This window comes from Vibrio nigripulchritudo ATCC 27043 (genome assembly GCF_000222685.1).
Lineage (GTDB): Bacteria > Pseudomonadota > Gammaproteobacteria > Enterobacterales > Vibrionaceae > Vibrio > Vibrio nigripulchritudo.
The window spans coordinates 20,112-42,995 of the sequence record NZ_AFWJ01000101.1 but is presented as its reverse complement, the minus strand read 5'-3'; the positions used below and the strand labels follow the sequence as shown (position 1 = coordinate 42,995).

General features: G+C 44.5%; 25 protein-coding genes and 2 tRNA genes. 11 read left to right on the top strand and 16 right to left on the bottom strand.

Annotated features, from left to right (window positions below):
* Positions 1 to 8: 8 nt before the first annotated feature.
* Both RH89_RS10055 and RH89_RS10050 read right to left on the bottom strand, forming a co-directional pair.
* The gene (locus RH89_RS10055; protein ID WP_004401554.1) at positions 9 to 836 is read right to left on the bottom strand and encodes a protein-glutamate O-methyltransferase; all 828 of its coding nucleotides are present in this window, start codon (positions 834 to 836) and stop codon (positions 9 to 11) included.
* A gap of 10 nt (positions 837 to 846) precedes the next feature.
* Positions 847 to 1,773: a chemotaxis protein CheV gene (locus RH89_RS10050; RefSeq protein WP_004401553.1), complete on the bottom strand. Its 927-nt coding sequence runs from the start codon at positions 1,771 to 1,773 to the stop codon at positions 847 to 849.
* 74 nt (positions 1,774 to 1,847) lie between these two features.
* Here RH89_RS10050 and flgA point away from each other — a divergent pair, with 74 nt between their 5' ends.
* From flgA to RH89_RS10035, 3 genes are all read left to right on the top strand, one after another.
* Complete coding sequence (gene flgA, locus RH89_RS10045; protein WP_038123296.1) at positions 1,848 to 2,594, top strand: flagellar basal body P-ring formation chaperone FlgA; 747 nt, start codon at positions 1,848 to 1,850, stop codon at positions 2,592 to 2,594.
* Between the two features lie 121 nt (positions 2,595 to 2,715).
* Positions 2,716 to 3,027, top strand: a complete 312-nt coding sequence (flgM, locus tag RH89_RS10040; protein WP_004401551.1) for a flagellar biosynthesis anti-sigma factor FlgM — start codon at positions 2,716 to 2,718, stop codon at positions 3,025 to 3,027.
* A 35-nt stretch (positions 3,028 to 3,062) separates the two neighbouring features.
* The gene (locus RH89_RS10035) at positions 3,063 to 3,488 is read left to right on the top strand and encodes a flagella synthesis protein FlgN (protein ID WP_004401550.1); all 426 of its coding nucleotides are present in this window, start codon (positions 3,063 to 3,065) and stop codon (positions 3,486 to 3,488) included.
* A 135-nt stretch (positions 3,489 to 3,623) separates the two neighbouring features.
* On the opposite strand, the gene RH89_RS10030 is transcribed toward RH89_RS10035, so the two are convergent.
* Together RH89_RS10030 and RH89_RS10025 are read right to left on the bottom strand one after the other, a co-directional pair.
* On the bottom strand, positions 3,624 to 4,052 hold the full coding sequence (locus RH89_RS10030) for an LPP20 family lipoprotein (RefSeq protein ID WP_004401549.1): 429 nt from the start codon (positions 4,050 to 4,052) through the stop codon (positions 3,624 to 3,626).
* A 32-nt stretch (positions 4,053 to 4,084) separates the two neighbouring features.
* A complete protein-coding gene (locus tag RH89_RS10025; protein ID WP_004401548.1) occupies positions 4,085 to 4,720 on the bottom strand; it encodes a FlgO family outer membrane protein in 636 nt (211 codons plus the stop codon).
* A 158-nt stretch (positions 4,721 to 4,878) separates the two neighbouring features.
* Between RH89_RS10025 and RH89_RS10020 the strand changes: the two genes are divergently transcribed.
* Both RH89_RS10020 and RH89_RS10015 read left to right on the top strand, forming a co-directional pair.
* Positions 4,879 to 6,018 carry a flagella assembly protein FlgT gene (locus RH89_RS10020; RefSeq protein ID WP_004401547.1) on the top strand — a complete coding sequence of 380 codons (1,140 nt, stop codon included), beginning with the start codon at positions 4,879 to 4,881 and terminating at the stop codon, positions 6,016 to 6,018.
* Between the two features lie 49 nt (positions 6,019 to 6,067).
* Positions 6,068 to 6,144: transfer RNA gene (locus RH89_RS10015), tRNA-Arg, on the top strand.
* A 255-nt stretch (positions 6,145 to 6,399) separates the two neighbouring features.
* On the opposite strand, the gene RH89_RS10010 is transcribed toward RH89_RS10015, so the two are convergent.
* The 3 genes from RH89_RS10010 to azu all read right to left on the bottom strand — a co-directional run bounded on the left by RH89_RS10010 (position 6,400) and on the right by azu (position 7,721).
* A complete protein-coding gene (locus RH89_RS10010; RefSeq protein WP_004401545.1) occupies positions 6,400 to 6,759 on the bottom strand; it encodes a hypothetical protein in 360 nt (119 codons plus the stop codon).
* 3 nt (positions 6,760 to 6,762) lie between these two features.
* Positions 6,763 to 7,062 carry a hypothetical protein gene (locus tag RH89_RS10005; protein ID WP_004401543.1) on the bottom strand — a complete coding sequence of 100 codons (300 nt, stop codon included), beginning with the start codon at positions 7,060 to 7,062 and terminating at the stop codon, positions 6,763 to 6,765.
* Positions 7,063 to 7,283: 221 nt separating this feature from the next.
* A complete protein-coding gene (azu, locus tag RH89_RS10000; protein WP_004401541.1) occupies positions 7,284 to 7,721 on the bottom strand; it encodes an azurin in 438 nt (145 codons plus the stop codon).
* Between the two features lie 475 nt (positions 7,722 to 8,196).
* On the opposite strand from azu, the gene RH89_RS09995 reads away from it, so the two are divergent.
* Positions 8,197 to 8,703 (top strand): hypothetical protein, encoded by a 507-nt coding sequence (locus RH89_RS09995; protein ID WP_004401540.1) that lies wholly within the window; start codon positions 8,197 to 8,199, stop codon positions 8,701 to 8,703.
* Between the two features lie 62 nt (positions 8,704 to 8,765).
* Here RH89_RS09995 and gltX read toward each other — a convergent pair whose 3' ends face one another.
* Together gltX and RH89_RS09985 are read right to left on the bottom strand one after the other, a co-directional pair.
* On the bottom strand, positions 8,766 to 10,193 hold the full coding sequence (gene gltX / locus RH89_RS09990; protein ID WP_004401539.1) for a glutamate--tRNA ligase: 1,428 nt from the start codon (positions 10,191 to 10,193) through the stop codon (positions 8,766 to 8,768).
* Positions 10,194 to 10,320: 127 nt separating this feature from the next.
* The gene (locus RH89_RS09985; protein ID WP_004401538.1) at positions 10,321 to 10,656 is read right to left on the bottom strand and encodes a DUF2834 domain-containing protein; all 336 of its coding nucleotides are present in this window, start codon (positions 10,654 to 10,656) and stop codon (positions 10,321 to 10,323) included.
* A 107-nt stretch (positions 10,657 to 10,763) separates the two neighbouring features.
* On the opposite strand from RH89_RS09985, the gene RH89_RS09980 reads away from it, so the two are divergent.
* Positions 10,764 to 13,439 (top strand): cation transporter, encoded by a 2,676-nt coding sequence (locus RH89_RS09980; protein WP_004401537.1) that lies wholly within the window; start codon positions 10,764 to 10,766, stop codon positions 13,437 to 13,439.
* A 9-nt stretch (positions 13,440 to 13,448) separates the two neighbouring features.
* Positions 13,449 to 13,889, top strand: a complete 441-nt coding sequence (locus RH89_RS09975; protein ID WP_004401535.1) for a DUF411 domain-containing protein — start codon at positions 13,449 to 13,451, stop codon at positions 13,887 to 13,889.
* Positions 13,890 to 13,971: 82 nt separating this feature from the next.
* Here the strand turns inward: RH89_RS09975 and RH89_RS09970 are convergent, their stop codons facing one another.
* From RH89_RS09970 to RH89_RS09960, 3 genes are all read right to left on the bottom strand, one after another.
* The gene (locus RH89_RS09970; RefSeq protein ID WP_004401532.1) at positions 13,972 to 14,619 is read right to left on the bottom strand and encodes an oligogalacturonate-specific porin KdgM family protein; all 648 of its coding nucleotides are present in this window, start codon (positions 14,617 to 14,619) and stop codon (positions 13,972 to 13,974) included.
* Between the two features lie 453 nt (positions 14,620 to 15,072).
* Positions 15,073 to 15,600, bottom strand: a complete 528-nt coding sequence (locus RH89_RS09965; protein WP_139063263.1) for an adhesion domain-containing protein — start codon at positions 15,598 to 15,600, stop codon at positions 15,073 to 15,075.
* Positions 15,601 to 15,778: 178 nt separating this feature from the next.
* A complete protein-coding gene (locus RH89_RS09960; RefSeq protein WP_038145486.1) occupies positions 15,779 to 17,638 on the bottom strand; it encodes an Ig-like domain-containing protein in 1,860 nt (619 codons plus the stop codon).
* Between the two features lie 174 nt (positions 17,639 to 17,812).
* On the opposite strand from RH89_RS09960, the gene RH89_RS09955 reads away from it, so the two are divergent.
* Both RH89_RS09955 and RH89_RS09950 read left to right on the top strand, forming a co-directional pair.
* Positions 17,813 to 18,382, top strand: a complete 570-nt coding sequence (locus tag RH89_RS09955) for an outer membrane beta-barrel protein (protein WP_004401526.1) — start codon at positions 17,813 to 17,815, stop codon at positions 18,380 to 18,382.
* Between the two features lie 139 nt (positions 18,383 to 18,521).
* Positions 18,522 to 19,394: a TraB/GumN family protein gene (locus RH89_RS09950; protein WP_004401525.1), complete on the top strand. Its 873-nt coding sequence runs from the start codon at positions 18,522 to 18,524 to the stop codon at positions 19,392 to 19,394.
* 47 nt (positions 19,395 to 19,441) lie between these two features.
* On the opposite strand, the gene rluF is transcribed toward RH89_RS09950, so the two are convergent.
* The 3 genes from rluF to RH89_RS29195 all read right to left on the bottom strand — a co-directional run bounded on the left by rluF (position 19,442) and on the right by RH89_RS29195 (position 21,380).
* Entirely contained in the window at positions 19,442 to 20,449 is a 1,008-nt protein-coding gene (rluF, locus tag RH89_RS09945; protein ID WP_004401524.1) for a 23S rRNA pseudouridine(2604) synthase RluF, read from the bottom strand.
* Positions 20,450 to 20,518: 69 nt separating this feature from the next.
* Complete coding sequence (smrA, locus tag RH89_RS09940; protein ID WP_004401523.1) at positions 20,519 to 21,100, bottom strand: DNA endonuclease SmrA; 582 nt, start codon at positions 21,098 to 21,100, stop codon at positions 20,519 to 20,521.
* A gap of 139 nt (positions 21,101 to 21,239) precedes the next feature.
* Entirely contained in the window at positions 21,240 to 21,380 is a 141-nt protein-coding gene (locus RH89_RS29195) for a DUF3149 domain-containing protein (RefSeq protein WP_004401522.1), read from the bottom strand.
* A 347-nt stretch (positions 21,381 to 21,727) separates the two neighbouring features.
* On the opposite strand from RH89_RS29195, the gene RH89_RS09930 reads away from it, so the two are divergent.
* Positions 21,728 to 21,804 (top strand) — tRNA-Pro (locus RH89_RS09930).
* Positions 21,805 to 22,330: 526 nt separating this feature from the next.
* Here RH89_RS09930 and ybaK read toward each other — a convergent pair.
* The gene (ybaK, locus tag RH89_RS09925) at positions 22,331 to 22,813 is read right to left on the bottom strand and encodes a Cys-tRNA(Pro) deacylase (protein ID WP_004401520.1); all 483 of its coding nucleotides are present in this window, start codon (positions 22,811 to 22,813) and stop codon (positions 22,331 to 22,333) included.
* Positions 22,814 to 22,884 lie beyond the last annotated feature (71 nt).

Here is a 22,884-nt window from a genome sequence, read left to right as displayed (position 1 = left end):
AAATGCGATTACTTGAGCTTGTAAATAATACCAGGGTTACAACGAACCATATCGAATCGATCAGTAAGACCGGTCAGCGATTCCGAAGCCCCCAATAGTAGGTAACCACCTGGGTTTAGACACCCTGCCATCTGGTTAAGCACTTTTGATTTCATATCTGGTGAGAAGTAAATCAAAACGTTACGGCAGAAAATGATGTCGAACTTACCCAGAAGCGAGTAGCTATCCATTAGGTTCTGAGGGCGGAAGTTAACCATGCGCTTAACATTGTCCTTCACCTTCATTTTGCTGTCGCCCGCGTCTTCAAAGAACATTTTTCGACGCTCAGGAGACAAGCCACGACCCAGTGCCAGGTTGTCGTACACACCAGCTTTACACATGTCTAGCATGCTAGAAGAAATGTCTGTTGCTGTAATAGAGACATTAGGCAACATGCCTGGTTTTTTGGATTGTGTTTCCAAAATGGTCATCGCAATGGAGTAAGGCTCCTGTCCAGAAGAACTTGCGGCAGACCAAATCTTAATTGGGCGCTTGTTTGCCGCCACTTCCGGCAACAGCTTTTCAGACAATACCGAAAACGGGTAATTGTCGCGAAACCATAGTGTTTCGTTGGTTGTCATCGCATCTACCGCAGCAACTCGAAGCTCACGGTTTCGCCCTGTAATGACATCTTTTAACAAGTCAGATAGCGATGAAACATTGAATTTGCTAACCAGAGGACTCAATCGACTTCTGACCAAATACTGCTTACTGTCTCCCAGAACGATCCCACACTGGGATTCTAGAAAACGGCTGAAATCGCGATACTCTTGATCGCTTATAGTTATAGCTGTCATTCAGTTCTCTTTAACCAGATACCGCTGCTTTAACCGCTGAGCCTAACTCATCTGGGTTAAACTTCGCAATGAATTCGTTTGCTCCAACACGCTCAACCATTGCCTGGTTGAACACACCACTCAAGGAGGTATGAAGAATCACGTGAAGATCTTTAAGATCATTATGACGACGGATTTCCGCGGTAAGCGTATAGCCGTCCATTTCTGGCATTTCGATATCAGAGATAACCAGTGAAATTTGTTCGTAGATGCTGCCTTCTGACGCCATCTCAACCAATTTCTCATAAGCTTCTTTACCGTCTTTCACGGCAATAGCTTCAAAGCCAAGCCCTTCAATCGCACGTTGAACCTGCTTACGTGCAACCGTTGAGTCATCCGCAATAAGAATACGACGAACGATTTCTTTCTCTTCTTGTATGTTAGCGATTTCCTCTTTGATGTCCTCACTCATGGTTTCATCAATAGGAGAAATTTCAGCCAAAATCTTTTCTACGTCGAGAATTTCAACCAACTCGTTGTCTATATTAGTAACAGCGGTCAGATAGTTAGCTTTACCCGCACCATCTGGCGGTGGAAGGATCGATTCCCAGTGCATGTTAATGATCCTTTCAACAGAACTGACCAGGAACGCCTGAATGGTTCGGTTGAATTCAGAGATCACCACGAAGCACTTGTCGAGATCTGTAGTTGGACGCCCCCCGGTAGCCAAGCTTAGATCAATAACAGACACGGTTTGTCCGCGAATATGCGCGACACCTTTCACCAAAGGGTGTAAGTTAGGCATCGACGTCAGCTTGGGACACTGGAGAACTTCTTTTACTTTGAATACATTTATGCCGTAACGTTGACGTCCCATTAGACGAAACGTTAAAAGCTCTAATCGGTTTTGACCGACGAGTTGTGTGCGTTGATTCACCGAATCAAGAATACCCGTCATAAGCGCATCTCCATCTCAAGCATTTTCTAGTAAAGTATAATGAAAATCTGACAACCAAGATCATTACATACAAAATAGCGTATTATAAGGTAATTCTCAGTATGCAATCTATATCTAAGTGTAGAGCTTTCTGCAAAAAGTTTGGGAAAAGTATCGGCTTTTGTTTAACTTTCTTTAGCCTATATTGTTCCGCTGCTACTGAGCAACAGATCAAGGATATCCAAAACGCCGCCGAAGCACACGTAAAAGCGACATTAAAGACCGCCTCATCGGACAAGTTGGAGCTGCACGCAGCTAACCTGGACTCCCGTATTAAAGCGACGACCTGTCCATCACCTTTGGTGACCTCTTCCCCCTCTAACTCACGCTCAACCACCAACATAACTGTATTAGTTGAATGTGCAGAAGACAACTGGCGAGTCTACGTTCCGGTGCGCATTTCGTTGATGCGACCATTGGTCACTGCCCTTCGTCCACTAGCCAGAGGTGAACTTGTTAATAAATCAGATATTAGCATAAGTTTTGTCGAACAACGTGCTTATCGTCGATTCGGTTTCAATCAACTGGATCAAGTCGCCGGTGCAAAACTCAAGAAAAATATACGCCAGGGAGAAGTAATAGAAAGAGGCGACATTTGTGTGGTGTGCAGAAATGAAACCGTTGTAATTAAAGCGGTTAAAGACGGACTGGTGATCACAACCAAAGGCAAATCCCTTTCCGACGGAGCACAAGGCGAGGAAGTGAGGGTGAAAAATACCAAATCAAATCGTATAATTAGTGCTATAGTAACTGGAATTGCAGAAGTAACCGTTACGTTTTGATCTGTACAAAGCGGAAAATGAAAAAAGTCGATCTTTTGAGAAAAAATTAGTTAAAGTTTTCCAAACGGGTGTCGATACCATTTGTACAGGTTCTCTTTCATTTGCGAATAAGGCTCAAACTATGGCAAGCATTGATCAATTAAGGTCCGGGCAGAATGTGGCAACCAGCCGCACTCAAACCCGTACAGATTCAAGCGCTACGTCGCGTTCTGATTCTGTCGCCGAACCTAAAGGCGGCAAAGATGCCGTCTCGCTAAGCCAAGAAGGCAAAGCGATCGGTCAACTTCACCAGTCTATGGCTGCCGAGCCGAGCTTTGATAGCGCGAAAGTTGCTGCTATTAAAGAGGCAATAGCAAACGGATCCTACACTGTAGATCCTGAGAAGCTGGCAGAAAACATGGTGAAGTTTGAAGATGAACTAGCTGGACTGTAATAGCTGCAGTCCAGCTTTTTTTCACTCCGAAATCTATGGCAACATTAATCAGTCTACTTGAATACCAAATCCAGAATGCTCAATCCCTTTCGGACTTGTTAGAGCAGGAAAAAGTCGCAATCGCCAACCGTGTCTCTAAAGACATTGAATCTCTGGCGAAGAACAAACTCGATCTTATCAACCAACTTCAGCAGACAGATCAAAGGATCGGAGAGCATTCCGACATCGATCAACTCAAAACCAATAATGATTTTGAAAATAAAGTCAGTCAGATCCAATCTTTGGTGGCAGAGTGCCAGCAAATGAACGAGATCAACGGTGAAGCACTGCAGCGCGCTCAGTTAAGTTTTAATAAACTGCACAACCTGATGCAACAAAGTCGAAGCAAAATTGGCATGACCTATAACGCGGGCGGGCAAACTCAAACCGTTTCGACCTTAGGCACAAATATCAAAGCTTAAAGAAACTCAATCTAGATCGAATTCGTTTTTAAGAATCAAAAAAGCGGCAACCACTTGGTTGCCGCTTTCGATTTATTGAGCACTTTAACTTTATAAAGAAACCGTTGAAGAGAATACCGGATAGGTTCGGTTCAATTAGAACAGGGTCGATTTCTTCTTAACAGGCACTTGCTGAACATCACCATACTCGCGCAGCTTATCCATCTTATCGATATCTAGCTTAAGCTCGGTCACATAGTTATCGCCGACGGCATAGGTTCTCACCACTTCAGCACCACGGATCACACCATCAACTGCACCTGACGCGTATTCAGTACCTAAGCGTTGATCTTCTAGATCCGAACGGGCACTGACTCGTAAACCATAAACTTGCTCCGCCAACTCACGGTAAGCATCCACTTTTGATGCGCGAAGTGCACGAACTTGTTTTTCTTCAGCGGTACGCCCTCTTTGTTCACTGATGCTGGCGTATCCGACCGCAACTAAGACATTCTCGCCGCGGTTATTAATTGGCTGGCAACCTACTGCCACCAGCGCGGTAATCAATAAAAGTAACTTTTTCATCTCTCTCACCTTAATCTCTGCTTCGGGCTATTCTATGGACGTAGGATAATTGTGTTCTGCGTTTTCATCTCTGGATCAGAGCGAATGATCACACCGTCCTGAGTTCGAATGCTTCGCAGAGTTTCAAGGTCTCGACCAATTCGGTCTGCCGGCAAGAAGCCTTGTGCCGTTGCGACTACAATACGTGTTTGCATCCCTACCACTCGGGCATTGACCAATACACCGCCTTCCTGACGCAGCATCGTTCCCGTCAGAACGTATTTCACGTCTTGCTCGCGTGCCAGCTCTTTCCAGTCACGGCTGAAAGCAAAGTCGCCTTCCTGCGTTACACGAATCGAGCCGGTAGTTTTAAAGTCAACCACCTTAAATCCACGGCGCTGGAACTGATGGATAAACCCTTCAGATACTGAGTTACCCAGCCAGTTAGTGGTATCCATATTCTGCAAATCAACAAAAGATGTGATTGCAATGGGTGAGCGCGCTGAAACACTCGTGTTAGAAAGGATCAACTCTTCAGTCAAACTTTCTACAAAGAAGTCCATTGTATGACGCGGTGTATCCATCAGCATAAAGCGGCTGCCTGGGTACGTGTCTTTACCGTCATAAATGGGTGAAAATGCGCATGACGCTAACAGCGATGTCATTGCGACGACAAACCATTTTTTCATTCTCTTCATCTCCGGATATACTTGGCTTCATTACTCCAACGTGTTTACCAGTTGTTGGAACAATACTTGCTTTTCCTTAGTTGCTCGCTAGGAAAAAACTCACCGAAACCTGCTAACCAAATATTTAGCAAAAAACATACCCAAATGGTAAAACACCGATGAAAAAATACGATTTCCGAACCATCTTGTTGATATTCAGTTTGATATTTTCTGCTGGTATTCGCGCGGCGTGGTATGAAGTCAACGGCGATGCGACCATAGTGTCAACAAAAGAGATAGCAAGAATTCACGCCATTGAAGATGCCCTCTATAAAGCCATGAGTTTTTCTGGCGCCGACATCGGCACTTTGAGTTTTATTCAGCCTTTTTTAGAAGATCCTCGTGAAGAATATCAGTTTACTAACCATGAAGTTCGCTACGTAAGAGTGGTTAGTGAAGAGGAATCAGGCGGCAAAGTACGTTTAAAAGTACGGGTAGACATTTACCCTTCGGCAAAGGGTTGCCATGTTGATCAATATAAGAAGACGTTTGCGGTTGGCTTGATCGACATCGTTGAACCAACCCAGGCTGTTATGGGCAGTATGTATTATCTCGGTCGAGATTACGGCACCATTATTAGCCGCCAGCTAAATGAAGAGTCTCTGAGCTTCTACTCTGTTGGCACCACACAATACGAGATCCGCAAAGATCAGCCTGAAGTCGTCAAAATGCTGGCTCAGGATACGGGTGCGCAGTACTTAATGACCGCATCTATTACCGACCTGACTGCGACGATTGAATCTTCACTCTTAGGAAGAGAGACCATCAACCGCCAGTTTGCTATGGAAGTCAGCGTATTTGACGGTAAAACCGGCAACGAGATGTACACCAAGAATTATCGCGAGGTCGCACTCTGGCCATTCCCTAAGACCAGTAAAGTCGACACCAAAGGCGCACGATTCTGGTCTTCTACTTACGGAACAATGATGATGCGGGTAAGTCGCAACGTGATGCTGGACTTGGAATCTGAATTGTCTTGTAAGATCACCCTTCCAGAGATTGTTGCAATAAAAGATGGTGTGGTGACTATCGACCTAGGTCGTCGACATGGCGTAAAGAAAGGCGACACTTTGCAGCTATGGCATACCGGAGCTTTTGTTGACCAACACGGCATAGCACGTAACCGTGTATCCAAAAGTGATATAACTTTAACTGTCACTCGTGTATACGACAAAGGTGCCGAACTTGTTATCAACCAGCCTAATCTGGCTAGAAGTGTGCAGATAGGCGATGTAATGCACAAACAAATTTTCGATTAAAACCAAACGCTTAACATCGTAAGAATTTTAGGTATGATGAAAATACACCGCTCCCGTGGCACAGCTGGATAGCGCGGCCCCCTCCTAAGGGGCAGGTCACAGGTTCGAATCCTGTCGGGAGCGCCATATAAAACAAAGCCTTAGCTTATTTTTTAAGCTAAGGCTTTTTTGTTTATGGTCACACATTGTCCTCAATGTCAGCTCGATGTACTCTTAATTTTCTAAACAGTGCCTAAGCCATATATTCGGCACGATTGTATTCCCATTTACAAAAGATACGTCTGTGCACCTAATGTGGCAATTTGAATACGTTAAGTAAAGATTCAACAAAAAACCGCCATTGGCGGTTTTTTGATATTCTACCTAAACACTGTATGTCGTTTATTTCGACTGCTTCCTAAATGGAATTAATAACAGGAATAGTAACAGTCCATAAAAAAGAGGAAGCACAGATACACTCAGCCCAATTGCAAAAATTTGGAAGTCGAGTTCAGGTTGCCCTAATGTAAGAACTAACCCAATTAATGTTGCAATAAAACCTGAAGATAAAGCAGTAGATGAAGCAATTCTAACACCATCAGATTGCTCATTAAATTTGCCAGACAAGAAGCCCAGTATAGACATGCTTAATACAAATATCAGGGGATTAAGGTCAACAAAAAGCTCTAATTCCGGAATCATGTTGTGCACAAGAACTAAGCCTACGAGAACATATAGAACTGCAAATACTTTATGCTTCATACATCACCACCAATACCCATAAGCTAATGATGACGGGTTATTTGGAAGACTCAGTACAGACTCTTTATCTTTTAAGTACCTTTTTGAGAAATGCAGGCGCCTAGCACCATATGGGGGAAGACTTTTGAGATGCTCTATAGCGTTTTGAACTCGAGGATCACTAAAAGGAACTCCACTTTCTAACGTTTCTTTTAGTATTGGAACAAATGCTTTATATGCTTTGTCCGAAGCAGACTTATCACTGTATTGACCGTAAACAGTAGACAAGATGTTTTCCAATAAACCAACCACCTGCTGAGACACTCTAAATTTCCTTGTTTTTACTATTATTTTTGGTGCTCAAGCGTATCAATATCATCTAAAGGCTTTTTGAATAAACATCTCACTTATATAAAACACATGGATTACAAATATAGTTTTATATGATTTTTCTCACCACTGATACTTATATATGCTCATATATACATTAAAACGTATGTTAATCAGTACGTGGCAGCGAGCGTATCGCTGCCAACCAATGCATATTACTCCACCTTCAATGAACCTTTCATAATTGCCCAGTGTCCAGGGAAAGAACAGAAGTACGTAAGATCTTTGCCTTTCAGATCTGCCGTTGGGAAAGTCACTGATGTAGTGTCTCCACCACCAATGATCTTAGTAAATGCAATAACACGTTTGTCACCAGGTGGCACGTAGTTGTTGGCAAGGCCTGCCTTCGCGGCATCCAAGGCAACAGGTTGAAAGTTTGCCGTCTCTGCCAGTACCCAGTTGTGACCCATTGCATTTGCAGGTAATGATCCAACGTGTTTTAGTTCGACAGTAAAGTTTTCACAACTTGCAGGTACTGTGATGGCTTTAGTATTGAATTGCATCGCATCAGTCGCTTCAACCGTTATTTGACAAGGGTTTGCAAGCGCAGAGAATGAAAACAATCCAAACACCGCTATCAGTAACTTCTTCATTTTGGGCTCCTTTAACTTTTCTTTTTAGTGATGATTCATTGATAAATATACTCATTATCAATAGTAGATTATTTAACCATAGTGAAATATAAGGAAATAGAGGTCTAGATCATTAAAAACGCTACTAAAGAAGAAAAAGCTCAATACAAAGGTCTGCCCTGGTGAGACATATTGTAATTTTGAATCAAAATCGCATTGTTAGAGCCTATCTGTTGAATGCGCTGGATGCCGCAGATAGCCAGTAAAACCTAAGATAAAGACAATAAGAAAAATGAGGGAATTAAAGCTCAATTTACGTCATAAGGTGCTGTTCTTAACAAATTTATTTGCTTGAGTGCTTCGAACCTAAGAAGCATGAAAAAGATCTATTGTAAAAATGTGACTGGCGTGCCGTGAGAGTTGCGGCGCTCTTCAAACTTTATATAAATTCTTCTATGCTTTTTTATAAGTAACAAACATATCAATTTCGTTCTTTATGAAAAAAAGCAGCCTAACAACAAGTACCGGGCACAGGTTTATTTCTAAAAGCAAGACCGCATTTAAGATTCATATTCATACACCTGACGACACTGTACTTCACCGCTCAGTCGGCTTCGTGCGTATTGGAGAGAAGAAAGGACTTCAGAAAGCCATCAAACTGCGCAATGAACTGGGTAGGGAGATGTGGGGAAAGTTTTGGCGTCGCTTGCTTAAAGATCCTTATCTGATGACCCGACTGCCTCACAGTGTAGAACCTGTGATTGTGTATAAGCCAAACCCGACTAAAACTGACCCTGAACATAGGGATGCGTGTTACTTGGCAAAGTGGCGCGAGTTTGATGAAAACGGGGAATACAAATACAAGACCAAGGTCTGTTCCATTAACAAACATGGAAAGCTGGCGGCATACACTCAAACTAAAAAGGCCTTGTTAGAAGCGCATAAACACAATATTGAGATTCTGACTTATATGGGTCGGCTTAACAGCATTGATCTCAAATAAATATGACTCAATACGATCAAAAAAGGCTGCATACGCAGCCTTTTACTTTCTGTTTTCACCGATTATGCGTTGGCTTCGCGCTCAGCGATGAACTCTAGTGCCATCTTGATGCGAGCAATAACGCGCTCTTTGCCAATCAACTCCATAACTGCGTCAACAGATGGAGACTGACCGCCTCCCGTTACCGCAACACGCAGTGGCATACCGATCTTGCCCATGCCAATTTCAAGCTCTTCACAAACAGCCGCGATAACACCTTCTTTGATGTTCGCTGTTGTCCAGTCTTCTAGCGCTTCAACTTTTGCCAGTGCCAGCTCTAGTGGACCTTTCGCTACACCGCGTAGGTGTTTCTTCGCCGCACCCGCTTCAAACTCAGAAAAGTCTTCGTAGAAGTAGCGAATTTGCTCTGCCAGTTCTACCAGTGTGTTGCAACGCTCGCCTACCAAAGTTATCACTTCAGTTACGGCAGGACCGTTTTCTGTGTTCAGATTCTGGTTGTCCAAGTGCCATTGCAGATGCTCTGCTACGTAGGCTGGATCAGACGTTTTGATGTAGTGGTTGTTCAGCCAGTGCAGCTTTTCTGTGTTGAAAGCTGAAGCCGACTTAGAAATTGCATCCAGGCTAAACAGCTTGATCATCTCTTCTTCAGAGAAGATTTCCTGATCGCCATGAGACCAACCCAAGCGAACCAAGTAGTTGTTAAGAGCATTTGGCAAGTAACCTTCATCACGGTACTGCATTACAGATACTGCGCCGTGGCGTTTAGACAGCTTGGCACCATCGTCACCCAGAATCATTGCGCAGTGTGCAAATGTCGGAACAGGTGCACCCAGTGCTTCATAAATGTTGATTTGACGAGGTGTATTGTTAATGTGGTCTTCACCGCGTACTACGTGAGTGATTCCCATATCCCAGTCGTCCACAACAACTACAAAGTTGTAAGTTGGTGAACCGTCAGTACGACGAATGATCAAATCGTCCATCTGATCGTTAGCAATCTCAATGCGACCACGGATTTGGTCATCAAATACTACGCTGCCCTCTTTTGGGTTGCGGAAGCGCACAACACAAGGGTCACCGTCTTTTGCCGCTTCGTTTGCCGCAACAATTTTTGGATGATTTGCGTCGTAGCGAGGCATTTCTTTGTTCGCTTCTTGCTCTTCACGGATCTCGTCAAGAAGTTCTTTTGACGCATAACATTTGTAGGCTTTGTCTTCTTTAAGAAGCTTTTCTACAAACTCGTTGTAGCGGTCGAAACGCTTAGATTGGAAGTAAGGACCTTCATTCCACTCAAGACCTAGCCATTTCATCCCTTCCAGAATCGCATCCACGGCTTCCTGAGAGTTACGCTCCAAATCAGTGTCTTCGATACGCAGAACGAATTCACCGCCCTGATTTTGCGCGTATAACCAAGAGTAAAGTGCGGTACGTGCACCACCAACATGAAGATAGCCTGTTGGGCTAGGAGCAAAACGAGTTTTAACCGTCATGGGATTTCCTTTGGGTGTTTAAAAGCGGCACCCATTGGGGTACCGCGCAGATAAGGACGAGAAATTGGCGACATTTTACCACCCAATTGCAATTGTACAATGGGCAAAAACAGAGCGTGATGAAGCCTTAAGAAGTGCTTTGCAATGCTATCTGAGTTTCCTGATGCATTTCACGAAGCAACAGGTAAAGCGGCAAGCCAAGAGAAACACCGACCAAGCATGTACCCAGTATCGGTTTCCATGCCTGTGTAAAGCCTATTTTCTTACTGTCGTAGAGAATAAAGCCAATTAAAACAACCGCAGAAATCAGAACATCTAACCAGGCAAACAACCCGATTTTAGTACTATTGATGTGTTCAAATATCAAAGGAATGGAGAATCCAAATTCACCAAACCAGGACAAAAGCGCCGCGTACGGCACCACCGTTCCCACAATACAGCCAACTAAGTAAAATCCTTTCATCCTGCCTCCTAAATCCTAAACATCCAAAAAAGTTGTAACGCTTGTTGACCTTCCCCTTGAGGGAAGGTTTATTCTCATCCCTAATCGAGATTCTTATGAGACGGCTTATGACCAGTTATACGCTTCCTCTCCATGGTTTAAATTGCATGGGATGCGCCAGAAAAGTTGAAAAGGCATTAACCGAACTGCCAGACACTTCCGTGACCGCCATTGATAAACACCAGGTCAATCTGGAGACTAACGCACCTCTCAAAATCCTATTTAATGCTATTCAAAGTTTAGGCTATCAAGCTGGCCATAAACAGGAGCTTAGCTTATCCGGCTTAAGTTGTGGAAAATGCGCAAAAAAATTGCAGGATGAATTTGCACAACATTCGCAAATTTTCAGTTTTGAAGTGACCAAAACAGATGCGACTGTCTATTCGCTTCTTGAACCTGAGGAGCTGATATCTATTGTTGAATCGGCGGGATATCAGGCTTCTCTACCAAATGAAGAACCATCTGAGGTAGCAGAAGAAGTAATCGAGCCAGCCCTTCAACCAGTCTCGCCCGTTCAGGTCAGTGAAACAGAAACTATTCAGCTCACCCTCACCGGAATGACCTGTGCCAGTTGCGTTTCCTCAGTCGAAAAGTCGCTACTCAAAGTAGACTCGGCAAAGAAAGTTCAGATAAACTTGGCAGAACAATCGGCACTGGTGTTTGTTGATGATGCATCCGACAAGGTTAAAGCGGAACTTATCCATTCCGTAGACAGCGCAGGTTATGGTGCCGAGGTTGTGACCAGCGAACAGGAACGCAGAGCGCAACAAGCCGCCCAGTCTCAAGCAGCAATGAGTCACCATAAGAAGGCATCTTTCCTTGCGCTTTCTATCGGAGCACCTTTAATGCTTTGGGGTGTATTGGGTGGCAACATGATGATCCGCCACACCCAAGATCAATGGATTTGGGGTGTCATCGGTGTCATCTGTTTGTGGTTGCTTGCCGTGCCTGGCAAACACTTTTTCGTGAATGCCTGGAAATCACTGACTCACAAGCGAGCCACCATGGATACCTTAGTGGCACTCGGAACGGGGGCAGCATGGCTTTACTCCATGATAGTAGTATTATTCCCAGAATGGCTTCCAGCTCAATCCCGCCACGTGTACTTTGAAGCCAGCGCCATGATCATTGGCTTGATCTCACTTGGTCATTTCATCGAAGCCAAAGCCAAAGCCAAAACCACTCAATCCTTAGAAGCGTTAATGGACCTTCAGCCGGAAACCGCCATTGTTATCGATGAACATGGTCAGGAATCAGAAGTCTCACTCAGCCAGGTCACGATAGGAATGAAACTACGCATTCATCCGGGGGCAAAAATTCCGGTCGATGGCGAAGTCATTCAGGGTGAGAGCTACGTCGATGAGTCCATGCTCACAGGTGAACCCATCCCCAAAGCGCGTTCAGTAGGGGAACAGGTTTCAGCTGGCACCATTAATCAGGACGGAGCTTTGATTATTCAGGCAACAACCGTTGGTGCGAACACCATGCTTGCTCGAATAATCACTATGGTGAGACAAGCCCAAAGCAGCAAACCACAAATAGCTAAATTGGCAGACTCCATTTCTGCGGTCTTCGTACCTGTGGTCGTTGCTATTGCCATTGTCTCAGCACTGATCTGGTACGCCGTTGGTCCTGCTCCACAAGCCAGCTATATGTTGATTGTGGCAACGACGGTTCTGATCATCGCTTGCCCATGTGCGCTGGGGCTGGCGACGCCCCTCTCGGTGACGGTTGGTGTCGGTAAAGCAGCAGAGTTAGGTGTACTTATCAAAGATGCAGACGTTATCCAGCAAGCGAGCAAAGTCGACATGGTCGTGTTCGACAAAACGGGCACGTTAACCGAAGGTAAACCCAGCGTCTCTCACGTTCAGTACTTTGGTGAATGGTCTGAATCCAGTTTGCTTTCTTTGGTGTACACCGCTGAAAGCAGCTCTGAGCATCCCCTAGCTAAAGCTCTGTGTGCCTTCTCCGGCACAGCAAAAAACACTTCTTTGGTCGTAGAACAGTTTGAAAACCACCGAGGGAAAGGGTTAGCCGCAACAATAAATGGTCAGCAGATCCATATTGGTAACGCCAAATTTGTTAGTGGAGAGAAAGTCTTCAACTCAGAATCGAAACCTCAAGGGGAATTCACCGAGGTCTACGTTACAGTAGACAACACCCCGGCAGCCGTTTTCTACATTTCCGACAGCGTGAAACCCGAAGCAAAAGAAGCGATTACGCTGCTTCATGATATGGGCATCAAGGTTGCGATGCTCTCGGGCGACAACCAGAAAGTCGCCCAATCCGTTGCTAATGAATTAGGCATCGATGAAGTGATTGCGGATGTGCTTCCGGATCAAAAAGCGTCGCACATTGAGCAATTGCAACAACAGGGGTACACCGTTGCTATGGTTGGCGATGGCATTAATGATGCACCGGCTCTTGCCCTTGCCAATGTAAGTATGGCGATGGGTGGTGGCTCGGATCTTGCGATAGAAAGCGCCCAGATGACCCTTCTCAACACGTCTCCGGTTACGGTTGCCAAAGCCATTGAGCTTTCAAAAGCCACTGTGAAGAACATGAAACAAAACCTGTTCGGGGCATTTATTTACAACACATTAGGAATACCAGTAGCCGCTGGCGTTTTGTACCCCGCTTTTGGATTCCTGCTCAGCCCAGTTGTAGCTGGTGCTGCCATGGCGCTTTCTTCCATCACGGTAGTCAGCAATGCCAATCGCTTGCGATTATTCAAAATAAAATAGAGGTGAATGATGAAAATCTCACACGTTGTTTTTACACTGGGAATGTTAGGGTCTGCGACTGCCATGGCGGCGCAGGTTGTGACTCATAAGTCTCCCTACTGCGGCTGTTGCAGTGAGTGGGTGAAGCATATGGAAGAAGCGGGGTTTGACGTGGAAGTCAAAGACCACAAAAACCTCAATCCTATCAAGCAGAAACTTGGAGTTTCACCAGAACTTGCCTCCTGCCACACGGCAGAAATTGAAGGGTATGTCTTTGAGGGGCATATCCCTGCGTCAGATATCAAAGCCTTCCTAGATAACCCACCCAAGCAGGCGGTAGGTCTGGCTGTACCGGGAATGCCACTAGGCTCTCCAGGCATGGAATATGGCGACAAGAAAGACCAATACGATGTGTACGCGTTTAATAAAAAAGGTCATACCTTTGTTTACGCAACACACAACGAGAAGTAACAACGCTACTTAAAACGCACATAGAAAAAGAGCCAGCATGATGCTGGCTCTTTTGATTGGACTTAGAACTCTGACGGCGGACTTAGAAACCGTAAGAAGCACCAAATACGAATGCGTTGTTCTTGTTGTCTGCCTGATTGCGGTACTCAAAGTATGGCTGAACACCTTTACGAGTCCAGGTAGCACGAAGCTCGTGATCCATTGAGTTGTCTGCACCTTCTGCAGAGTTCACTACGTAAACGTTGTTGTAAGACAGAGCAACATCTTCATTCAACGTGTAACCAATGCGGTTGTCGAAGCGAGTTTGGTTGTCGCCATCTTTTACTGAGTGGTAACGAGTACGGTTGCTCAAAGACAGGCCGTTATCGAAGTTGTAACCGATTTTCACTAGAGGACGGTATTGAACAGTCTCACCGTTGTTAACAAGGTGGTGGTAACCAGCGGCAACCCATAGGTTTTCGTTGATGTTGAACATCTGTTCTGCACCCAGAGTAATGTAAGGCGTTGGTGCCGCATCGCCCGTTAGTTTGCCAACAGGAATGCCATCGTACTCAACAAGAAGTGTGGTACCAGAATCGAATGTGTGACCCGCTTCCAGAGTAGACGTCGCTTTAGAGCCGTGGATATCGTCGCTGTGGAACTGAGCGTTACCTGTTACATAAGAAGAACCTGCGAAAGCACTGGTAGACATAACCGCTGCTAGAGCTGTAAGAGCAAATACTTTTTTCATTTTAATTACCTATCTTGTTAATCTGCACTGAATCCGTTTTGGTCGAAGAATACGCAATCCAGTTGAATTCTTTTGTCTGCCTCCCTGGCTTGACTCAAATAATTGCAGATATTTTTCGGGCTGCAAAACAAAACCATTTAAACAGTGATCATCTTCAAAATCAAAGGTTGTAAAAACCTAAAAAACCCATACATTCAATATGTTATTAGGTAAAAGTAAAAATATATCAAACCTATTTTTACCAAGCATTCTGCATGAGCTCACACTTATCCGACCATTCCATCGACCAATCAAGAGACTGATCACATAACGAAGACCAATACTTCAACATAATCAGGAATTTTTAGGTAGACATAGCGATCTTGATCACGTTATATCGACTTGTTTTTTCGAGAGGTAATGTAACCAATTGAACATAAAAGAGCGGTTAATACCGCTCTTTTGTATACGAGTTTACTGAGAGGAAGAGACGCAGCTGATGTAGTTGCCATCAGTATTCAAGGGGAAATCATGAAGAGCATTCAACATAAGCTCCAACGCGTGATGACGTTCACCGGGTTCATCCCCAGTATATTTTGATCCCGTCCAGTAATAGGAGGATGTTGGCCAGCCAAAGCGTTTATGCATATCGCCATCCTTTCTCAACTCCGATAACTCGCTTAACGTAGCCAGCCTCCAGTAACGACGACCATTAAAATTCATATGACCCAGTTTACTGCAAAAACTCCAAGCTTCACCTACGCCAGTCAGAGATGGGTTATTCCTAAATTTGACGAAATCGCCCTTAGGTCCCCATCGACCACTTTCAGAATATACGGAGTGATAATGTCTCCCAAACGGCTCTGCCGCATCAGCACCTAGACTGTATCCACCCATATAATCCATCAGAGCCTTACTGGGTGTTCCTGTAAATTGCTTACCATTAAATTCCACCACCTTCAGGCAGGCTGTCGCTGCATTGCCGACGTGAGTGTCGTTCACCTTCCCCCCACAAATCAGCATCGGCTTTACATTTACATTGATAGGGTTACTTGAAATGATATTTCTGCTGACCTTCGATTTAAATTCCCCATGAATGGTCGTAGAGCCGACGTTTTTAGCAGAAAAAATCACATACACCAGAGAGGCAACATCAGAATCAGCGATTTTCCAAACATTGTTAGCAAAAAAAGTTTGCAGATGTTGATACGTCTACTTTTTTTCCATCTTCTAAAGTCACCTCTGCAACTAGCCTTCTCCAATCACCCTGAACTACAGAAAGGTCACTTGGTGTCACTTGAATTTGACGAACATCCGCATCGTTCACCTTTATGTCAGCTGGTAAACTATTAATATGTCCAATGCTCGCCGTTACTTGTGCATTACCAGCGGATACTGGCCACACAGTACCACTCACCGTAACCATAATATTGGATGACGGCGTACTCCAGTTTGTCGATTGGGTTACATCAGCAGAGCTACCATCGCTGTAATACCCGATAGCATTAAGATGAACGGTCTGACTAATCGAACGATATAATTCGGTGTTTTTCTGTTTAATCTCAATACGCTCTAATACTGCAGAAGTGACGTCCACGGCATATTTGACCGAAAGCGATTGGAACAATGCGTTGATGCTTACACGCCCTTCTTTGAGAGCGGTAAGCAACCCCAAATGAGATATGGTCGCGAAATCGGTACTGCCTAAGCTCCAACTTGTTTGATCTGTAACATCAACCTTAGAGTTGTCGCTGTACAAAGCTTCTGCTTTTAACTGTAACCGGTTCCCCTTGGGAACTGAGTTGTTCTTGGCACTTATCAGCAGTTTCTGAAGTGATGCCGGTTTCACTTCAACGTTAACTGACTCACTACTGATAAGGCTCATTGCTGCGGTCACCTTGACAGAGCCGGGTTTAATTGCAGAAAGCGATGTGCCTTTAAATGATGCTATAGACGGATTGTCGGTTTGCCAGACCACCTTATTAGTGACATCGATACTCTGACCATCGGAGTAATGACCTAACGCTTTAAAATTGAGCTTTAGTCCCGCAGGTATCTGACTTTGGTTTGGCGTGACAGAAATAGACTGCAGAACAGCCGAGGTCACCGTAACCTCTGTGGATACTTCCTTACCCTGCATCGAAGCCGTAATCTTTGCTTTTCCTTGCTTATTTGCCTTAACAATTCCTTGAGAAACACTGGCAATTGCCGTGTTATCAGAATGCCAGCGAACACTATTGGTCAAATCTTTCTTCGTTAAATCGCTAAAGACTCCCTCAACACTTAGCGAACGGGATGTTCCTAGCGGTACGCCTTGGTTGAATGGAATCAACTCTAATCTCGACAGAGTAGCCGCAGTCACTTCGATCTCAATAGAATTACTGTCGAAACCAGAATACGCCGCCGATATTTGTGTTTTCCCTATTTTCTTGGATTTAACTGAACCATTGGGATAGAACTCGACGACATCCAGAACGGTGGAATGCCACTTAACCTTGGAGGTGATGTCTTCGACCTTCCCATCCTCGTAAACGCTGACCACTGAAAATCTTTCTTGAGTCCCCAGCGGGAAAGATATTTCTGCTCCTATCCCCGAGCGAGAAGATACTTTTGATAGCTGGATATGGGTAATCTGAGGCGCTTTGACTTCGACTGTTATCGAATCACTTTTCAGCCCTTTATACCAAGCATTGACAGTTGCTCTCCCAAGAGACTTGGCTTTTAGCGCCATCTTTGTGCCAAACACAATATCCATCACCAATGGGTCGGACACTACCCAGGTCACTTCTGATGTGACCATTTGCCTGGATTGATCATTAAAGTGAGCAACCACGCTAATGTCAGAAGATTCATTCAGTAATAAAGAAGTCTGATGGCTCGAATTCGTCCCATTTCCTATCTGAACCTCCAGTTTAACAATACGTTTTGATACTGGAGTGACTGAATTATCTGCCGATCCACCGCCACAGGCAGATACCCCAAACACCACCAGCACGCAGAACATCCATTTCCCAACCAATCCTGCAAATTTACTCAACATATATTTATTCGCCGTCAGAAATTACGGACGAAATTTTAAGCTTCCTGTTAAAGGCAATACATTCTTTTTGCTGAATAAAAAACACTGTTCGTTTAACGAGTTAAATAGCTCCATTTACGCACTTAACTTAAGCTCTCTCGCGATTTAGAAACCCATCTTTCAACGAGGATTAAGATGAAAAAAATTGCACTAACTGTATTAATATCAGTAAGTTCCGCATCAGCTATGGCAGAAGGTAATTTCTATGTAGGTGCTGATATCGCGAAAAGTAACTACGATGCAATTACCAATTTCAAAGCAAAGAACAAAGGTATGGGCTTTGCTGTTCAAGGCGGATATGAAGCTCGTACAAGTGAGTATTTCGCACTGGGTGCAGAGGTTGAATACCTTAAGCAAAGCGGCGTGGAATATTCAGCAAACATGGGTAGCATCAGCGCAAAGTCTGACATCAATGTGTCTTCTGTGAACTTCAACCTAAAGCCTAAGCTGTACCTAGGAAACCTATACCTGGCAACACCAGTAGGTGGTGCATACGTAATGGTTGATGGAAAAGTAGAAGCTTCAGCTAAGATCATGGGTCAAACCATCAAAGTATCTCAAAAGCCATTCTCTGACGGTTTCGGACTCACTTACGGTGCTGAAATTGGTTACGACATCATGGAACAGTTTACGGTTAAAGCTGGTGCGAAGAAGGTTATTGCTGAATCCACAACGTTTTACGCAGGTATCGGCTACAAATTCTAAGCGATTGCTAATTTAGTGATTTCGTAGTCTGTAAACTCTCGCTCTGTTGGAATATGATGTTTCAACAGAGCGTTTCGCTTTCTGGAAAGATGTTAATAAGAAACGCAGAATAACAATTACAGACGATCAGGAGAGCTCCATGTCTCTTTCATTGGCTAAACGACTCGCCATCGCATTATTTCTATTCTTCCCGCTGACTCTCAAAGCTCAGGAGCCTCTATTCTGGAAGGTTCAAAAAGATGGGTATGAACTGCTTGTTATTGGCTCAATTCACGTGGGTGATAAGAGTATGTACCCACTGCCTAAATCTGTTTCAGAGTTTTTGAAACAGAGCGAAGGTTTGATAGTTGAAATCGACCTCAATAAGCCACCGAGTGGCTCCAGCTTCCCAGTTTCAAAATTAAAAACATCCGATGTTCTGGATGCCAAACAATCAGAAAAGGTAGCCGAGATAGCTTCAAGTTTAGGGCTTCCAGACGCTCAAATCCTGAGTTCTCCTCCTTGGTTGTCTGCACTTTCACTACAAATGGCAAATTTTCAGCGTCTTGGTTACAACCCGGCTGACGGGGTAGATTATGTGTTAACCAACGAAGCAATAAAGCAAGAAAAGCCAATACTGCCACTTGAAACCGCAAGCCAGCAATTGGGCTTTCTTAATACACTGCCAAATAACGGCGAACATTTATTGAAGGAAACTCTACTGCATTGGGACACGTCTAATGACGAATTTCATTGCCAGATTGATGCCTGGAAAACGGGTGACAAAAACAGACTGATGCAGCTTCTTCAGGATGGCGAATATGACGAGAGTATTCTGGATATTTTGCTTTACGATCGTAACCGCGACTGGGTAACACAAATTAACAGTGGCAAGTTGCTATCAAAAGAAGGGCAGTACACCGTTGTGGTAGGTACTCTTCACCTTTTAGGCAAAGAGAATGTACTGGATTTACTGAGTCAAAGCGGCTGGAAAGTATCACAGCTTTCTACTTCCACTCCCGTAAGATGTTAAAAAGGAAGGCTTGCGCCTTCCTTCATCTATACTAATTCAGACTTCATCTAACCCAGAGTTTTTCCTGTTGGCTTTCGTACTTTAAAGGGTCTGCTCTTTCCACCCGAATTGTTCTCTGTTCGGTTTTTAGGTTTACCTGTACGTTCGTGCTTGTTTTGAGCGGAACCTTCACCATTCCCTTTTGATGGTCGACGTTTGAAGTCAGTGCCTTTTCCTTTAAACGTCTTAAACTTCTTAGGTTCGAATTTTTCTTTCTGACGGTGGTCGAATAGCTTAGCGTCCGTTGCTTTATCGATCTTTTGACCTTTACCGTCTGTTCGGGAAGCCTCTTCTGTGCCTACCGAACCTTCACACAAACGATGAATATCCGCTACCTCATCGTCCGTCAGGTAACGCCACTTTCCGTTAGGAATGCCGTCGAGCGAAATATTCATGATGCGAACGCGTCTGAGTTTAAATACCTCATAACCCAAAGCTTCACACATACGGCGGATTTGTCGGTTCAGACCTTGAGTCAAAACAATACGGAAAGAAAACTTGGTTTCTTTGGTAATTTTACATGGCAAAGTCACCGTATCGAGAATTTCAACACCGCTTGCCATCTTGTCCAAAAACTCTTGGGTGATGGGTTTGTCGACTCGTACCACGTACTCTTTTTCATGAGAGTTACCCGCACGCAGAATTTTATTTACGATGTCGCCATCGTTTGTCAGAAATATAAGCCCGTCAGACGGTTTATCCAGGCGACCAATAGGGAAAATACGCTTCCGGTGCCCAACAAAATCCACAATATTGCCTTCAATGTGGCGCTCCGTTGTACAGGTGATCCCCGTTGGTTTATTCAAAGCGATATAGATCGATTTCTCTTTCTGGCGCAGGGGATTACCGTCGATCAATACGTCATCGGTAGGCAGAACTTTTACCCCCATCTCAGGCAAACTGCCGTTGATGGTCACTCTTCCCTGTTCGATCAGTTTGTCCGCTTCACGTCGGGAACAATACCCGGTTTCACTAATAAATTTATTCAGCCTTTTAGCTTCAGGTGTCTGCGACATAGTCTGTTTTTTCTCTTTGTTAACGTTTCACAACGGATGACAGTCGGTGTGAAGAAATACTCAATGGTTTTAGCTCATGCGCTTTTGATGGCGTTCGCGATTTTCCAGCTTCTTTTCTGCACTTTTCTTCAGCATCACATAGAGGGCACCCGTGCCACCATGAAAACGCTGAGCACTATGAAAGCACATCACCTCTTTGATTTGAGAAAGCCAGTTCACCACGTAACTTTTCATCAATGCAGGAGGATTAGAGCGCTCTCCTTTCCCATGAACAATCACGACAGTGCGGATATCCATTCTCTGGCACTGCCTTAAAAACTTAACCACTTCATCACGCGCTTCTTTTAGCGACTTTTTGTGTAAGTCTAGTCTTGCCTGAATCGGGTACTTGCCTAATCTCAATTTGCGGTAAACGCCATCCTGAACACCCGGTTTCTGGTATTCAACCAGGTCATCGGGTTTAAGCATAGGAGCATGGTCTATTGAAAGATATTCTGGGTCATCTTCCGACAGAGACATCGCCGCTTCGCGTTTAGCAAGTTGGGCGTCTGTTACCTGGTGTTTCTTCTCATGGATTGCGGTGTCATGTTTGATTGGTGTGACATCACTCATCATTTGCTGGAAGAGATCTAAATCGTCATCTTGAGACATGGGGTCATCTCGAATGCATCATGAACTACATAGCCGGATTATAACCTCAAGATTCGTTTTTATGCAGTGTTTAGAGAAAAGAAAAACCGAAGAAAGCATGGAACTTTCTTCGGTGCAATTTAGTTAATTGCTAAGCGATCTAGTGAGGAGATTTGTCATTCAATACTTTGTAGACGAAGAAGGTGCCGAAAAACAGCATCAGACCAATTGCGCCGAATATTACTATCATTGAAGACAGCCCTACAGCATTACCAAATAGGAGATCTAGCCAAAAGTCCATGTTTCCTCCGTCAGTGTTGAAAGACAAGGTTAACGTTAATACTCGATTACTCTTTAAGCACTGATCTAGATCAACTGTAATTCCGACGTAATAATTTTGTTTATAGCGATGTGTTTTTAGTCACAGATTACCAATATTTGCGCATCATCTAACCAAACAATCAATAAGTTGGGATTTATTAGGAAAATCACTTGCGTCTGCCGTCAGAAACCGTATTATACGCATCCGTCTTGAGGCAAAGCCTTGAGATTTTCGGTGAATAGCGTGGCTTGGTAGCGCATCTCCGGCTCTTAGGAATAGCGGGACCAGAGGGTCCGACCCTTGAGAGTGAAAACGCCAAGAACAATCGGTGAATAGCGCAGCTTGGTAGCGCATCTGGTTTGGGACCAGAGGGTCGGGGGTTCGAATCCCTCTTCACCGACCATATTTTAAAGCCTTGTCTTCGGACGAGGCTTTTTTCGTTTTAAAGAAAACTGGATTTGCGACGCATTTGAGTCGAGGGCTGAAAGCCCAGTCGCATCGAATCCCTCTTCACCGACCACTTTCGAAAGCTTCGTCATTTGACGGAGCTTTTTTCGTTATAGAGGAATCTATATTCGCGACGCATTCGGATCGGGAGCTGGAAGCCCAGTCGCATCGGATCCCTCTCACCGACCATATTTTAAAGCCTTGTCTTCGGACGAGGCTTTTTTCGTTTTGGAGAAGTCTGTATTCGCGACGCATTTGAGTCGGGGGCTGGAAGCCCAGTCGCATCGAATCCCTCTTCAACGACCACATTTTAAAGCCTTGTCTTCGGACGAGGCTTTTTTCGTTTTAGAGAAGTGTGTATTCGCGACGCATTTCGGTCGGGGGCTGGCAGCCCAGTCGCATCGAATCCCTCTTCACCAACCACTTTTGAATGCTTCGTCATTTGACGGAGCTTTTTTGTTTCAGGTGAAGAAGTAAATACGTTATTCAGTTGATAAACACAGGTCGACAAATTGAGCTCGGCACAATGTGGCAAGATCGTTTGGGGCGAGCTCGATTTCTAAACCTCGCTTACCCGCACTGACGCACATGGTTTCTAGTGTGAGAGCAGAAGAGTGAATGAAGGTTGGCAGGGCTTTCTTTTGTCCGAGCGGGCTGATACCCCCTACGATGTATCCCGTGGTTTTCTGAGCGATGTTGGGATCAGCCATTTCCGCTTTTTTCCCTTTTGCTGCTTTGGCTGCCAGTTTCAGGTTCAGTTTTTCATTCACAGGAATGACCGCAACCGCGAGATTTTTGTCTTGCCCATCCAGACAAAACAGTAAAGTTTTAAATACACAGTTCGGATCCTGTCCCAGTGCTTCAACCGCTTCAAGCCCGAAATTCTGGTTATTGGGATCGTGTTTGTATTGGTGCACCTTGTGAGGGGTTTTCTTCTTTTTGGCAAGGTTGATGGCTGGTGTCATAACGATGGATTTCCAGTAAAGACAAAAAAGCGGAGCAACTGCTCCGCCTTTATCAAATCGTAATTACCTCA